The 14,257-nt window shown below is 67.3% G+C and carries 14 protein-coding genes and 2 tRNA genes; 7 read left to right on the forward strand and 9 right to left on the reverse strand.

Annotated features, from left to right (window positions below; genetic code table 11):
* Nucleotides 1–5: 5 nt before the first annotated feature.
* Nucleotides 6–572: a hypothetical protein gene (locus tag AC1DBL_RS04960; RefSeq protein WP_441417538.1), complete on the reverse strand. Its 567-nt coding sequence runs from the start codon at nt 570–572 to the stop codon at nt 6–8.
* A 99-nt stretch (nt 573–671) separates the two neighbouring features.
* Nucleotides 672–1,634: a 1-phosphofructokinase family hexose kinase gene (locus AC1DBL_RS04965; RefSeq protein ID WP_476925587.1), complete on the reverse strand. Its 963-nt coding sequence runs from the start codon at nt 1,632–1,634 to the stop codon at nt 672–674.
* A gap of 135 nt (nt 1,635–1,769) precedes the next feature.
* On the opposite strand from AC1DBL_RS04965, the gene ppk2 reads away from it, so the two are divergent.
* Entirely contained in the window at nt 1,770–2,696 is a 927-nt protein-coding gene (ppk2, locus tag AC1DBL_RS04970; RefSeq protein WP_476925588.1) for a polyphosphate kinase 2, read from the forward strand.
* Between the two features lie 158 nt (nt 2,697–2,854).
* On the opposite strand, the gene def is transcribed toward ppk2, so the two are convergent.
* The 4 genes from def to orn form a co-directional block, all read right to left on the reverse strand.
* Complete coding sequence (gene def, locus AC1DBL_RS04975; RefSeq protein WP_306909767.1) at nt 2,855–3,427, reverse strand: peptide deformylase; 573 nt, start codon at nt 3,425–3,427, stop codon at nt 2,855–2,857.
* 46 nt (nt 3,428–3,473) lie between these two features.
* Nucleotides 3,474–4,628, reverse strand: coding sequence for an acyl-CoA dehydrogenase family protein (locus tag AC1DBL_RS04980; protein WP_476925589.1), 1,155 nt, complete (start codon nt 4,626–4,628; stop codon nt 3,474–3,476).
* A 107-nt stretch (nt 4,629–4,735) separates the two neighbouring features.
* Nucleotides 4,736–4,808 (reverse strand) — tRNA-His (locus AC1DBL_RS04985).
* A 131-nt stretch (nt 4,809–4,939) separates the two neighbouring features.
* On the reverse strand, nt 4,940–5,587 hold the full coding sequence (gene orn / locus AC1DBL_RS04990; RefSeq protein WP_476908690.1) for an oligoribonuclease: 648 nt from the start codon (nt 5,585–5,587) through the stop codon (nt 4,940–4,942).
* 158 nt (nt 5,588–5,745) lie between these two features.
* On the opposite strand from orn, the gene mptB reads away from it, so the two are divergent.
* Nucleotides 5,746–7,311 carry a polyprenol phosphomannose-dependent alpha 1,6 mannosyltransferase MptB gene (gene mptB / locus AC1DBL_RS04995; protein ID WP_476925590.1) on the forward strand — a complete coding sequence of 522 codons (1,566 nt, stop codon included), beginning with the start codon at nt 5,746–5,748 and terminating at the stop codon, nt 7,309–7,311.
* Nucleotides 7,312–7,351: 40 nt separating this feature from the next.
* Complete coding sequence (gene map, locus AC1DBL_RS05000) at nt 7,352–8,119, forward strand: type I methionyl aminopeptidase (RefSeq protein WP_476925591.1); 768 nt, start codon at nt 7,352–7,354, stop codon at nt 8,117–8,119.
* A 31-nt stretch (nt 8,120–8,150) separates the two neighbouring features.
* Here map and AC1DBL_RS05005 read toward each other — a convergent pair whose 3' ends face one another.
* Nucleotides 8,151–8,660: a LapA family protein gene (locus tag AC1DBL_RS05005; RefSeq protein ID WP_476925592.1), complete on the reverse strand. Its 510-nt coding sequence runs from the start codon at nt 8,658–8,660 to the stop codon at nt 8,151–8,153.
* Between the two features lie 237 nt (nt 8,661–8,897).
* Here AC1DBL_RS05005 and AC1DBL_RS05010 point away from each other — a divergent pair, with 237 nt between their 5' ends.
* Nucleotides 8,898–9,914, forward strand: coding sequence for a magnesium and cobalt transport protein CorA (locus AC1DBL_RS05010; RefSeq protein ID WP_441417546.1), 1,017 nt, complete (start codon nt 8,898–8,900; stop codon nt 9,912–9,914).
* 89 nt (nt 9,915–10,003) lie between these two features.
* Here the strand turns inward: AC1DBL_RS05010 and AC1DBL_RS05015 are convergent.
* Nucleotides 10,004–10,076: transfer RNA gene (locus tag AC1DBL_RS05015), tRNA-Arg, on the reverse strand.
* A gap of 256 nt (nt 10,077–10,332) precedes the next feature.
* On the opposite strand from AC1DBL_RS05015, the gene AC1DBL_RS05020 reads away from it, so the two are divergent.
* The 3 genes from AC1DBL_RS05020 to ettA all read left to right on the forward strand — a co-directional run bounded on the left by AC1DBL_RS05020 (nt 10,333) and on the right by ettA (nt 13,181).
* Nucleotides 10,333–10,875, forward strand: a complete 543-nt coding sequence (locus tag AC1DBL_RS05020; RefSeq protein WP_476925593.1) for a single-stranded DNA-binding protein — start codon at nt 10,333–10,335, stop codon at nt 10,873–10,875.
* Nucleotides 10,876–10,910: 35 nt separating this feature from the next.
* Entirely contained in the window at nt 10,911–11,411 is a 501-nt protein-coding gene (locus AC1DBL_RS05025; RefSeq protein WP_476925594.1) for a DUF6993 domain-containing protein, read from the forward strand.
* An 87-nt stretch (nt 11,412–11,498) separates the two neighbouring features.
* Nucleotides 11,499–13,181, forward strand: a complete 1,683-nt coding sequence (gene ettA, locus AC1DBL_RS05030; RefSeq protein ID WP_346960802.1) for an energy-dependent translational throttle protein EttA — start codon at nt 11,499–11,501, stop codon at nt 13,179–13,181.
* Nucleotides 13,182–13,259: 78 nt separating this feature from the next.
* Here the strand turns inward: ettA and tesB are convergent, their stop codons facing one another.
* Nucleotides 13,260–14,240, reverse strand: a complete 981-nt coding sequence (gene tesB, locus AC1DBL_RS05035) for an acyl-CoA thioesterase II (RefSeq protein ID WP_476892370.1) — start codon at nt 14,238–14,240, stop codon at nt 13,260–13,262.
* Between the last annotated feature and the right edge of the window lie 17 nt (nt 14,241–14,257).

Consider the following 14,257-nt stretch of genomic DNA (forward strand, 5'->3'; position numbering starts at 1 on the left):
GGCAGTCAGAACAGCAATGAGACGAGGCACCAGCAGGCCACGACCAGCCCCACGACCAGCATCGGGACGTTCCACTCGGACACGACCGTGCGCTCGGCCGAACTCTGGCCGGGGCCGCTGGTTGCGCCCGGCTGCCTGGCATCCTGCCAGGCCCGGACAATCGCATCCCGTCCGCCCGACGTCGGAGGCTGGCCCATGCGCTCATTGGACGGCAGCATCCCGAAGGGGCGTTCCTTCCAGTCCCGGGCCTGTTCGAACCCGGTGCCAAAGGCGCTGGGCGGCGTCGGGGCACCCCAGCTGACATACTTCCTACCGGCAGCCCTCACCGTGACGGAGTAGCGGACCTCGACGTCGTCCACGGCGGCGAACGGGATCCGGTGCCGTCGGAGCCCGTTGACCACGTCAAACTTGTCGGCTCCCACGATCAGCCTCGGCTGCCACTGCGTCAGATAGACCAGCAGGGCCGCGGCAGCCAGCCACGGCGCGGCCGCCACGGCAGCCCCGCCCCTTCCCGCGAGCATCAGCCAGCCCATGCCGGCAGCGCTGCCTCCCCAGACCAGGAGCGATACCACCCGGCCGGATGGCTCCTTGAAGGTGCGCGGCCTCGGTCTTGAGCTTGTTTCGGTTTCCCCCATGCGCCACATCATGCCAGCGGAGTGCCGGTTTCCCGGCTAGGCCCGGGCGGCTTGTTCCGCGAGTTCTGCTTCGAGCCGCTCGACGTCGGCCCGGTGGCAGAGCTCGGTGGCGCGTGTGGTGACAGTCGCGCTGCCGGCAGCGACCGCCGAACGGAACGCATCAGCCAGCGTGCGCCCCTGCGCCAGCCGGAGCACGAAGGCTGCCAGGAAACTGTCGCCGGCACCGACCGTGCTCTGCACCCGTACCGGCGGCACGGCCAGCCGGAGCGTGCCGCCCTGGGACGCCAGGACTGCTCCCTGGCCGCCCAGGGTCAGCGCGACATGTTCGGCGGATCCGTCGGCCACCAGCGCCATGGCGGCGTCGAGCTCGCTTTGCTCGGTCTCCAGGGTCGTGCCGAAATGCAGCCCAAGCTCCCGCCGGCTTGGTTTGACCAGGAAGACCCCCTCGGACAGGGCAGCGGCCAGGGCAGGCCCGGAGGCGTCGACGACGCAGCGCGCATTCTGCTCGCGCGCGAGCCTGGCCACCTCGGCGTAGAAGTTATCCGGTACACCGGGGGGCAGGCTGCCGCTGGCCACCACGTACCCGCCGGGCTGGATGGAATCCGCCACGAGCGCCAGGCACAGCCGCCACTCGGGTTCATTCAGCTCGGGTCCCTGCAGGACAAAGCGGAACTGCTTGCCGGTGGAGGTCTCATCGACAGTGAAGTCCTGCCGGGTGCTGCCCTGGATCGGAACCACCAGTGTGGGGAGCCGCTCCGCTTCGATCAGTCTCCGGTAGGCCTCACCCGTGGGGCCGCCCGCCGTGTAGATGGCCAGGGGACGTCCGCCGAGCCGTTGGACCACCCGGGCCACGTTCACGCCGCCGCCGCCCGGATCCAGGCGGCTGGGTCCGCAACGGAGCTTATGACCGCTGGTGACCACCCCGGTGGTGGTGCTGATGTCCAATGCTGGATTCACGGTCACCGTGAGGATGGGCTGTGCCGGCGTGGTGGCTTCCATGGGGCCAAGCATAAGAGCACGGCGTTCACACTGTCCCCGGGCCTAGATCCCCTTGTGGGCAGTGGGGCGCTCCGCAAGAATGGGCGCGGCAGGACAGGAGGCTGGAATTCAGCCGCCATTACTGGGACGGGAACCATGGCACATCGCAAGGCAGGCGCCGTCAAAGGCAGTGCCGTCAAGGGCAGTGCCGGCAAGGGTAGCGCCGGGCGGGAGCCCACGCGCCGGAAGGGCGGACCGGGGGAGGAACCGGGGCAGCCCGGGCGGCTGCCGCTGGGCGTCTACGCCGCGGAACTGGCGCGGCTTCAGGCGGAGCTGGTTGCGTTGCAGGAATGGGTCCGCAGCACGGGAGCGCGGGTGCTGGTGATCTTCGAAGGGCGCGACGCCGCCGGCAAGGGCAGCGCCATCAAGCGGGTCACCGAGTACCTGAATCCCCGCGTTGCCCGGATCGTGGCGCTGCCGGCACCGACCGAGCGGGAGCGCGGTGAATGGTACTTCCAGCGCTACGTCCAGCACCTGCCAGCGGCCGGGGAAATCGTGCTGATGGACCGCTCCTGGTACAACCGCGCCGGCGTCGAACGGGTGATGGGATTCTGCACGCCCGCGGAACACAAACGCTTTATGTCCCAGTGCCCGGTCTTTGAACGGCTGCTGATCCAGGACGGGATCCTGCTGTTCAAATACTGGTTCTCGATCAGCCACGCGGAGCAGGAACGGCGGTTCAGGTCCCGGCTGGAGGATCCGCTGCGTCAATGGAAGCTCTCGCCGATGGATCGGGAGGCGATCCTGCGCTGGGAGGACTACTCGCGGGCCAAGGACGACATGTTCATGCAGACGGATACCGCGGAATCGCCGTGGTTTGTGGTGGAGGCAGAGGACAAACGCCGGGCCCGGATCAACATGATCGCCCACCTGCTCTCCAGCATCGACTACACCGAAGTCAGGACGGAGCCGGTTACCCTCCCGCAGAGGCCGCGCGCCGTCAATTACACCCGGCCGCCGCGGGACTTGTTCCGCTACGTCCCCGACCATGCCGCCCAGCTGCTGAAACCGAACGAGGACTAGCCCGCCGGGGCGTAACTCCACGGCGGAAATTCCCCACTTTTGGGGGCGGCCGCCGGCGCGTCCCGCGAAATTCGCGGCGATTTCCTGCGTGTTGGCGTCAAAGGTGGGGAGACTCCGCGCCTGCGGGCGCAGTCCGAACGAGGACTAGCCCGCCGGGGCTAGTGGCCGAAGGGATCCGGGTCCACACCCGGCATCCAGGTCAAACCGGGGACGCCCCAGCCGCTCTTCTTGGCCTGCTTCATCGCCTTACGGGCGTAGCGGTCGATCAGCCGATTGACGTACAGCTTGCCGTCCAGGTGGTCGTACTCGTGCTGGATCACGCGCGCGAACCAGCCCGTTGCCTCGAACTCGACGGGTTTGCCGTCGCCGTCGAAGCCCTGCACCCGGGCCCATTCGGCGCGTTTGAGCGGGTACTGCCCGCCCGGGAAGGACAGGCAGCCTTCCTCTTCCTCGTCCGGGTCCGGCAGCGCCCCGGAGACTTTGGAGAGGGTCAGCACCGGGTTGACGACGACGCCGGAGGGCGGGGCGCCGTCGTCGTTGGCGTACTTGTACACGAAAAGCCGCTTGCCCACACCGACCTGGGGCGCGGCCAGGCCGACGCCGTTGGCGGCGTCATTGGTCTCGAACATGTCCGCGATCAGGGTGCGGAGTTCGTCGTCGAAGACCTCAACTTCGGCGGCCCGGCGGTGCAGCACGGGTTCGCCCCAGATCGTGATGGGTAGGACTGTCATGTCGAAAAAGTTCCTTTAGTGCTGTTGGCTGCTGGTGCTGCGACGGTCAGCCGGCGATGGTGCGGCCGACGACGTCGCGCATGATTTCGTTCGTGCCGCCGAAGATCGTGAGCAACCGTGCCGCGAGGAAGGCCTGCGCCACCGGGTACTCCAGGATGTAGCCGTAGCCGCCATGCAGCTGCAGGCACCGGTCGGTGACGGACTTGGCCCGTTCGGAGGCCCAGAGCTTGGCCCGCGCCGCCGAGGCGGCGTCGAGTTCACCCGCGTTGAAGGCCCGGATGGCCTGGTCCACGTAGGTTTCAGTGACCTCGACCTCGGTGAGGATGTCGGCCAGTTCGAAGCGGCTGTTCTGGAAATCGATGATCCGCTCGCCGAACGCGTTACGGTCCTTTGTGTACGTCACGGTCGCCTCGTAGACGGCGCGGACGACGGCGGAACTGGCGACGGCGATGGCCAGCCGGCCCTGGGGGAGCTGCTCGGCGGCGTACTGCAGCCCCTTGCCTTCTTCGCCGACCAGGTCGGCGTGCGGTACCCGGACGTTGTCGAAGAACAGCTCAGCGGTGTCCGAGGCCTTCAGCCCCATTTTGTCCAGCTGGTTGCCGGTGTTGTAGCCCTCGGACTTGCGCACCATGAACAGCGAGAAGGAGTCGCGGCCGCCCCGCCCGGTGCTGCCGTCGGTGCGGGCCAGGACCAGGGACGCGTCGCCGGAGATGCCGTTGCCGATGAAGGTCTTCTGGCCGGTGATGAGCCAGTCGTCGCCGTCGCGCACGGCCTTGGTGCGGATGCCGCGGAGGTCCGATCCGGCGCCGGGCTCGGTCCAGGCGACCGAGGTGACCGTCTCGCCGGAGACCATGCCGGGCAGCCAGCGCGCTTTGAGATCGTCGGAGCCGTAGGCCAGCAGGTGGGGGAGGACCATGTCATCGTGCAGGTGGAAGGCCAGCCCCACGGCAAGGTGGTTGCTCTTGGCGAACTCCTCGTCCAGCACGGCACGGAAGCGGTAGTCGTTCATGCCCAGGCCGCCGAATTCTTCGGGAACGGCGAGCCCCAGCAGGCCCTGCTCGCCGGCCGCGGTCCAGAGCGAACGGGGCATCATGTGGTCCTGGTCCCACTGGCCGTAGTGCGGGGCCACCGCCCGCGCGTTGAACTCCGCAGCCATCTCACGGAACATCTCGTGGTCTTCTTCAAAGAGCTGGCGCTTCATCGCGGTTCCTTCCACGCACGGACGAGACTGGACAGACAACAAAGGCCGCACCGGATATCCGGTGCGGCCTTTGGAAAAGGTCGGACAATTCTGCCGTCCTTTGTGAGGGTGAGCGACGGGGGTTGAACCCGCGACCTCCTGGACCACAACCAGGCGCTCTGCCAACTGAGCTACGCCCACCATGTGCCCCGCCATGCCTTCCGGCGAACCGGCTGGCTGAAAAGGCAACGACAAATAGCTTACCTGCTGTTTGGGGGTGGTTTTGCCACTTTCCTCGAATTCGACGAAATTTTCCCTAAACGTGGTGGAGATTACTCCGCGGGTGCTGCTGCCGGCGCGTCGGCGGGGGCGTCCGCAGGGGCCATGATCGACTTCGCGATCCGCTGCGCCGTGGCGCTGTCCGGACCCGGTGCGGGCACAAAGACCGCCTCGCGGTAGTAGCGGAGCTCGTCGATGGAATCCTTGATGTCGCCTAGGGCACGGTGGCCGCCGAGCTTGGCGGGGGACTGGAAGTACGCCCGGGCGTACCAGCGCCGGGAGAGTTCCTTGATGGTGCTGACATCGATCACGCGGTAGTGCAGGTGCTCCACCAGTTCCGGCATGTCGCGGACCAGGAACACGCGGTCGGTGCCCACCGAGTTGCCGCCCAGCGGGGCCTTCTTCGGGTCCGGCACCCACTTCTTGATGTACTCGAGCACGGCGGCCTGGGCTTCGGCCATGGTCTTGCCGTGGGGGAGTTCCGCCAGCAGCCCGGACCGGGTGTGCATGTCGCGCACGAAGTCGTTCATTTGGGCCAGCGCGGCGTCGTCCGGCTTGATCACGACGTCCACGCCGTCACCGAGGATGTTGAGTTCCGAGTCCGTCACCAGGGCCGCGACCTCGATGAGGGCGTCGTTTTTGGAGTCCAGGCCGGTCATTTCGCAGTCGATCCACACGATGCGTTCATTAGATATAGGCACCCGCCCAGCCTACCGTTCCGCCGCCGCTGAGCGGTCCGGTGCTAGGATTTCGGGTACGCGGCCGTCGAAGATTTTCGTCATCGCGGCGTGCCCCATGGCCGGCTTGTCGGTCCGTTGCGGGCCAAAACGAGCCCCACAAGAGATTGGACGATCCTGAGATGACGGCGCCTGTACCTGCGGCGGGGGAAACGGCTGCCGGTACCTCCCGCCAGTCTCCGAAGGCCGTTGTTGCCGATGTGGATAATGCCAGGTCGCCGATCCTTGCCGGATTCCTTGGCTCCGTGTTCATGGCGGTCGGCTCGCTGGGCGTCGGCTGGCTCGCTCCGGTGTCCGAACTGCGGCGCCTACCCTTGTTCATCTGGATGCGGACCGAGGCGGTGGGTGTCGGGCTGAGCATTGTGCTCCTGGCGGTCGGCGGAATGCTCCTGGTCCGCGCCTGGCTCCGGCTGGGGCAGCGCGTGCGGAGCTGGGGCCCCGGGGCCCGCAAGGCGACGCTGCTGGCGGTGGCTGCGTGGGGGCTGCCGATGATGTTCTCCGTCCCCTTGTTCAGCCGCGATGTCTACGCCTATATCGGCCAGGGCCGGCTGATGGTCGAAGGGTTCAACCCCTACGAGAACGGCATCTCGGCGCTGTCGAACTACTTCCAGCTGGGCGCGGACAAGATGTGGACCGAGGCTCCCGTGCCGTACGGACAGCTCTTCCTCTGGATCGAACAGTTCGTGGTCTGGTCCACGAACGTCCACCCCGAGGCCAGCATCATGCTGTTCCGGCTCGCGGCCCTGCTCGGAATCGTGCTCTGCGTGATCTACGTGCCGAAACTGGCCGAGCTGCACGGCGTCAACCCGCACCGTGCCCTCTGGCTCACCGCCGCCAACCCGCTGTTCCTGACCAACTTCATCGCCAGTGTGCACAACGATGCCCTGATGATCGGCCTGGCCCTCGCCGGCCTCTACTACTGCGCCACCAAACGCGTGCTGCTGGGCCTGGTCCTGGTCACGCTTTCCATCTCGGTCAAACCCATCACGATCGTGTTCCTGCCGTTCATTGGCCTGCTGTGGGCCGGCAAGAACGCCAGCTGGCCGCGCAAGTTCGTCTTCTGGGCGCTCACCGCCGGCCTCAGCCTGGCGCTGCTGTACGCGATGAGCCTGGTAAACGGCTTCGGCTTCGGCTGGATCAACGGGCTCTCCGCCCCGGGCAGCATCTGGATCTGGTACGCACCGGTCGGCCTGCTGGGGCTCATTGTCGCCTCGATCTTCAACGCCTTCAGCCTGGACGGCTGGGGGATGGCCAAGTGGGTTTATGACGCCGGGAAGCTGCTGGCGCTCGGCATCGTCGGCTGGCAGATCTTCCGCGGCGACTTCGACCGGCTGATGCGCCGGCTCACCCTGGCCTTCGCCGCCGTCGTCTTCCTGGCACCGATGATCCAGTCCTGGTACGTCGTCTGGCTCATCCCGCTCTTTGCGGTGACCGGCATCCGGGACGACTGGCAGGTCAAGGCGGTGTACTTCATAGTGTCCTTCTTCATGGTCTACGCCATTTCGGACCAGCTGGAAGTCTTCCCCTACCTGCAGACCGACGACCTGGGCCTCGCGCTCGCCCTGGCCCGCAACGCCGCTGCCATCATCGCCCTGCTGTTCGCGCTGTACCTGATCTTCCTCGACCCGAAAACCAAACAGCTGTTCAGCAAGCCATCGGAACCGGTGACCACCCGGCCCGTCATCTGAGCCGCCGGAGCCACCTGCTCCCGCGTCGGAAGGAAGCCCCATGTCCATGATCAAGAGCCCCGAAGAGATCGCCCTGATGCGCGAGGCCGGACGGGTGGTGGCTAACGCGCTGGCGCAGGTACGCGAGGCTGCCGCCGTCGGCGTGTCCCTCAAGGAGCTCGACGGCGTGGCCGCGCAAGTGATGGCCGAGGCGGGCGCCACGCCGGCATTCCTGAACTACCGTCCCCGCTGGGCTTCCGTCCCTTTCCCCGGCGTGATCTGCACCTCGGTCAACGACGCCGTGGTGCATGGCATCCCCAACGACTACCGGCTCGAGGACGGCGACCTGCTCAGTGTGGACTGCGGTGCCTTCCTGGCGGGCTGGTGCGGGGATGCCGCCGTCAGCTTCATTGTGGGCACGGCAGACCCGGGGGACCAGGCGCTGATCGACGCCACCGACGAGGCGCTGGCCCGCGGCATTGAAGCGGCGCGGATCGGCAACAAGATGGGCGACGTGGCGTACGCGATCGGCGGGGCCGCGCGCCGGGCCGGCTACGGGCTGCTCGCCGACCACGGCGGCCACGGCATTGGCCGGACCATGCACGCAGAGCCGCCCGTGCCCAACGACGGCCGGCCGGGCCGGGGCATCAAGCTGACCGAAGGTCTGGTCATCGCGATCGAACCCATGCTGATCCTCGGCGGCAACGGCGACTACTACCACGACGACGACGAATGGACCCTCCGATCGGCCAACGGACGCCGCGCCGCCCACAGCGAGCACACCGTGGCGATCACCGCGGAGGGCCCGGTCATATTGACGCTGCCATAGGGCCGGCGGGCGGCGCCGCGCCCGCTGGTGGTCAGCGGCTCCGCGTGGCCTGGCCAGCCAGTCGGATGCGCTGGCGGTGCGTTGCGAGCCGCAGCTGGATGATGCGGGCCGCCCCGGCGATGGCGACCAGCACACCGCCGCCGACCGCCGCGATGAAGAGGGCAACGCCGAGCGGGACGGAGCCCTCCAGGCCGAAGAACTTCACCTGGACATAGACCTGGTTTTGCAGGATGAAGACGATCAGCAGGATCAGCACCACCAGCGCGCTGGCAACCGCAGTCCACACCATGCCCGCGCGGGTGACCCGGCGGGGTTCCGGTGCGGCGGCCGTCGGTTCCGGCGTATCGGCACGGGGAGCTTCTTCGCGCGGAACGGCTATGGCGTCGACGGGGGCCCCGGCGCCGGGGTCGGTGCTGTCTGCCGTGCCGCCGGCGGGGTAGCCCTCAACGGAGCCGGACGGGGCCTCAGAAGTCACCGGGTACTGCGCGGGAGCGGCGTTGCGCGGATCCTGGGGATCGAATCCGTGGGGTGTCTGGGTCATGGCGGCCGTACCTTTCGATTGCGGGCGGGTCGCTCAGGCTTTCCCTGGTGCCCCGCCTGTCACCTCAATACTAAGCGTGCTCATGGCTCGGGAGGCTTGCAGCCTAGGGGTGCGTTGCGGCTCAGTCGGGCCGCGGCAAACGCAGGAAGGCAGGCTGTTGGCACCGGGCGGGCGGGGGTATAGCGTCACAGCCAAAGGGGCGCCCGGAGCGGGCGGTTCAGGCGAGGAGGCATGGCCGTGACGATCGTCGACAACGCCGTCTACGTGGACGGGTACCGGACCGCGGACCCTGAGGACCTGGACGAGACGTATTTCCTGTTGCGGCAGCGCCAGGGCATGGCCTGGATCGGGCTCTACCGTCCGGACGCAGCGGAGCTTCGCTCGGTGGCCGAGGAATTTGACCTGAACCATCTGGCGGTGGAAGACGCGCTCGCCGGCCATCAGCGCGCCAAGCTGGAACACTACGGCGACACCCACTTCCTGGTGCTGCGCCCGGCCCGGTACCTGGATGAGGTGGAGAAGGTCCAGTTCGGCGAGATCCATATTTTCACCGGTCCCGATTTTGTGGTCACCGTCCGCCACGCGGAATCACCGGACCTGGCCCGGGTGCGCCGTCGGATGGAGTCCCAGCCGGACTTCCTGGCCCTTGGGCCGGATGCCGTGCTGTACGCCATCCTCGACCAGGTGGTCGATGAGTACGAGCCCGTTGCCGCCGGCCTGGAGAACGACGTCGACGAGATTGAAGACGAGCTGTTCGCGGCAGATCCGGGAGTCTCCCGCAGGATCTACGAACTCTCGCGGCAGGTGATCATGTTCCAGCGCGCCACGGCGCCGCTCACCGGCATCCTGCAGGCTCTCCGGGCCGGCGCCCCCAACCACGTCCCGGGCCCGGAACTGCAGGACCACTTCCGCGATGTGCTGGACCATGTGCTGCGCCTGAGTGAACGGATCACTGCGTTCCGCGCCCTGCTCCAGAACGCGCTCGCGGTCAACGCCGCCCTCGTGGCGCAGCGACAGAACGATGAAATGCGGCTCCTCACGGAGTCGAGCATCGCCCAGAACGAACAGACCAAGCGGATCTCGTCCTGGGCCGCCATTCTCTTCGCGCCCACGTTGATCGCGTCGATCTACGGGATGAACTTCCGCCTGATCCCGGAGCTCGACTGGGTTTTCGGGTATCCGATGGCGCTCGGGCTGATGCTGGTGATGGGCGTGGCCCTTTACCTGACCTTCCGGCACAACAAATGGATCTGAAGGGGCCGGGCTTCGCGTCAGAGCGGGCTTCGGGGCGGCAGGGGTGCGGCCCTGGGCGGCGGATAAGCCGCGGCCAGGGCCGCACGTTGTGCCCCAGGAGGGAATCGAACCCCCGACCGGCGGATTAGAAGGCCGCTGCTCTATCCCCTGAGCTACTGGGGCACGTTCGGCGTGCCGACAGGCTACTGCCGGGGACGCCTCAAGAAGTTTACAGGGCCCCGCGCGCTCCGCCAGTCAAGCGTGCCCGCAAATGCCTGTGCCTGTCCGACCAGGTTTTCCACATAGCGGAATCCCGCACTGCCGTCCGGCGCGCCCGCACGTGAAGCTGGAACTGCTCGGTGGGGCAAGACCAAATCGAGCGAGCGTACTCAAGACAGGGCTTGTTCAGGACAGCGACTACTCAAGACAGGACAGACCAATGAACGACAGCATCACGGTCCGCGGCTTCGTCGCCTCGGAGATCAGGAGCACGACGACGCCGGGCGGGGTCGCCACCGCTTCCTTCCGGCTGGGCTCGACGGAGCGGCGCTTTGACCGCTCCGCAAACGCATGGGTGGACGGAAACACCAACTGGTTCACGGTGCAGGGATACCGCCAGTTGGCCGGAAACATGGGCTGCAGCATCAAAAAGGGCCAGCGCGTCATCATCGTGGGCCGGCTCAAGATGCGCAGCTGGGAAAAGGACGGCCGCGTTTATCACGTGGCAGAAATCGACGCCGAGTCTGTCGGCCACGACCTGATGTGGGGGTCCGCCAACTTCACGCGCACCGCCGCCAATGGCCCGGTGCCCGGACAGGACGCCGCAGCCCCCGGACGCACCGGGAGCGGCCACGACGCCCATGACGACGACCGCGGCGTGGACGCCGACGCGGACGATGCAGGGGCCGACGATGCCGGGTCGGACGACGACGAGCAGGATTTTGACGCAGAGACCGGCGAATTGAAGGGGGCCGCCGCCTGAGGCCGCCGGACGGCCGCCCATGGCAGAATTGCCGGGTGAAGCGAGCCCGGACGAACTCTCAAGACCAGGCGGTGCTGCCGGTGCTCGGGGCGCTTATCCTGCTGCTTGCATCAACGGCGGGTTGTTCGGCGGCCGCTGGGGGCAATGGGGGAGCGCCGGGGGGCGTCCTCTCCGCGGAAACACCGCCGGGCACGGCCCGGCCCGCACCCGCCCGGATCCCTTCCGCGGCAGCGACAGCGCGCCCTGCCACCTCCGCGGCCGCCGCCCGGCTTGAGGCGGCTTTGGCGAAGCTGGCCAGGGAGGCCGAGCCCGGAACGGAACAGATCCGGGCGGCCCTCGTCGAAGCCGGATTCCCGCGGGACGGCATCGAAGTCACGGCGAGCCGAACCCCTACCGGGCTGCAGGCTGACGCTGTGGAGGCTGCGGTCCGGCAAGACCGGGACTGCGTCGTTGCCCAGCTGCGCAACGGTACGGTGGCGGTGGCCGTGTTGCCCGTCTTGGCGGATGGCCGCTGTTTCGCGGGCTCACCCGCCTAGAGGCCGCCCGGAGACCCGGTGCCGGGGTGCCGGCTGGGCGGGGACCGGAATGTGAGTTATCCGCGTCAAGCCACTAGATTTGTAGGCATGGCGGAATTTATCTACACAATGACCAAGGCCCGCAAGGCCGTTGGCGAAAAACTTATCCTCGACGACGTGAGCATGTCCTTCTTCCCGGGGGCCAAGATTGGTGTTGTTGGCCCGAATGGTGCCGGTAAGTCCACCATTCTCAAGATCATGGCCGGCCTGGACACTCCCTCCAACGGCGAGGCCCGGCTGAGCCCCGGCTACACCGTCGGCATCCTGCTGCAGGAGCCGCCGCTGAACGAGGACAAGACCGTTCTGGGCAACGTCCAGGAAGGCGTCGGCGAGATCTACGGCAAGATCCAGCGCTTCAACGAGATCTCCGAAGAGATGGCCAACCCCGACGCTGACTACGACGCCCTCCTTGAGGAAATGGGCCAGTTGCAGGAAGCCATCGACGCTGCCGACGCCTGGGATCTCGACTCCCAGCTTGAGCAGGCCATGGATGCGCTGCGCTGCCCGCCGGCCGACGCCGATGTCACGCTGCTCTCCGGTGGTGAGCGCCGACGCGTCGCCCTCTGCAAGCTCCTGCTGCAGAAGCCGGACCTGCTGCTCCTTGACGAGCCCACCAACCACCTCGACGCCGAGAGCGTGCTGTGGCTTGAACAGCACCTCTCCTCCTACCCGGGCGCCGTCCTCGCCGTCACCCACGACCGGTACTTCCTGGACCACGTGGCCGAATGGATCGCCGAGGTGGACCGCGGCCACCTGTACCCGTATGAGGGCAACTACTCCACGTACCTCGAGAAGAAGCGCGCCCGCCTGGAGGTCCAGGGCAAGAAGGACGCCAAGCAGGCCAAGCGCCTCTCCGAGGAACTCGAGTGGGTCCGCTCCAACGCCAAGGGCCGCCAGACCAAGTCCAAGGCCCGTCTGGCACGCTACGAGGAAATGGCCGCCGAGGCGGACCGTACCCGCAAGCTCGACTTCGAAGAGATCCAGATCCCGCCGGGACCGCGGCTGGGCGGCCTGGTCCTGGAGGCCAAGAACCTCCAGAAGGGCTTCGAGGACCGCACCCTGATCGACGGCCTGTCCTTCACGCTGCCGCGCAACGGCATCGTCGGCGTCATCGGCCCGAACGGTGTCGGCAAGACCACCCTGTTCAAGACGATCGTCGGGCTGGAGCCCCTCGACGGCGGCGAACTGAAGATCGGCGACTCCGTCAAGATCTCCTACGCTGACCAGAGCCGTGGCGGAATCGACCCGAACAAGACCCTGTGGGAGGTCGTTTCCGACGGCCTCGACTTCATCCAGGTCGGCCAGGTCGAGATGCCGTCCCGCGCCTACGTTGCCGCGTTCGGCTTCAAGGGCCCGGACCAGCAGAAGAAGGCCGGCGTGCTTTCCGGTGGTGAGCGCAACCGCCTGAACCTGGCCCTCACCCTCAAGCAGGGCGGTAACCTGCTGCTCCTCGACGAACCGACCAACGACCTCGACGTCGAGACTCTCAGCAGCCTCGAAAACGCCCTGCTCGAATTCCCGGGTTGCGCCGTCGTGGTCTCGCACGACCGCTGGTTCCTGGACCGGGTGGCCACGCACATCCTCGCCTACGAAGGCGACGAGGAGAACCCCTCCAAGTGGTACTGGTTCGAGGGCAACTTTGAATCCTACGAGGAGAACAAGATCGAGCGCCTCGGCCCCGACGCGGCCAAGCCGCACCGGGTGACGCACCGCCGCCTGACCCGCGACTAAGTCCGCAAGGCGGTCCCGCCAGGGCCTACGCGAAAGGCCCGGCTCCCCACGGGGAGCCGGGCCTTTCGCGTGTCCGCGTCAGCCGCGGTCGGCCTTGCGCATCTGGTGCTCCAGCACCTTGGTCTGGACGGCGCCCTTGACCTTGTTCTTGAAGTCGGTCGGCACCCGGATCATGCCTTCCTGGGCCACCGTCGCGACGTGCCGGCCGTCGCGGCTGAAGATCTTGCCGGTAGCCAGGCCGCGGGCACCCTGGGCGCTGGGGGATTCCTGGACGTAGAGCAACCACTCGTCCACGCGGACGGGCCGGTGCCACCACATGGCGTGGTCGAGGCTGGCGACGGACATTCCCGGGGTAATCCAGCTCATGCCGTGCTTGCGCAGGACGGATTCCAGCAGCGTGTAGTCGCTGGCATAGGCCAGTGCGGCGCGGTGCATCTCCGGGTCATCGGGCATCGGGCCGAAGGTACGCATCCAGACCGCGTTCCGGGCTTCCTTCGGGCCTTTCGCGGAGACGTACAGGGCCGGATCCACATGGCGGATGTCGAAGGGGCGCTCGTAGGCCCAGTGGCGGGCCACCGGGTGGTCGTACTTGCCCAGCAGGTCAGCCGTGCTCGGCAGCGACTCCGGGTCCGGAATCCCGGCGGGCATCTGGGTCTGGTGCTCGATTCCTTCATCCTCGTCCTGGAAGGACGCGATCATCGACAGGATGGGCATGCCTTCCTGGTACGCGTGGACCCGGCGCGCGGAAAAGGAACGGCCGTCGCGCAACCTCTGGACGCCGAAGGTGATGGGCTTGTTGGCGTCGCCCGGCCGGAGGAAATAGCCATGCATGGAGTGGACCCCGCGGCCGTCCGGAACAGTGCGGCTGCCCGCCACGAGGGACTGGGCCAGCACCTGGCCGCCGAAGACGCGCTGCCGGGGCTGCTTCTGTGAGGGGCCCATGAAGATGTCCTCGTCGGTCCGCGCGCCCTCCAGCTCGCCGAGGTTCAGGAGTTGGATGAGCGAGGAGGTGGGGTCCTCGGTGGGCATCGCCTGTAATCCGGCTTCGGCTTCAGTCATGGTTTGACTCTAGACGG

It is taken from the genome of Arthrobacter sp. 10T44, assembly GCF_056393885.1.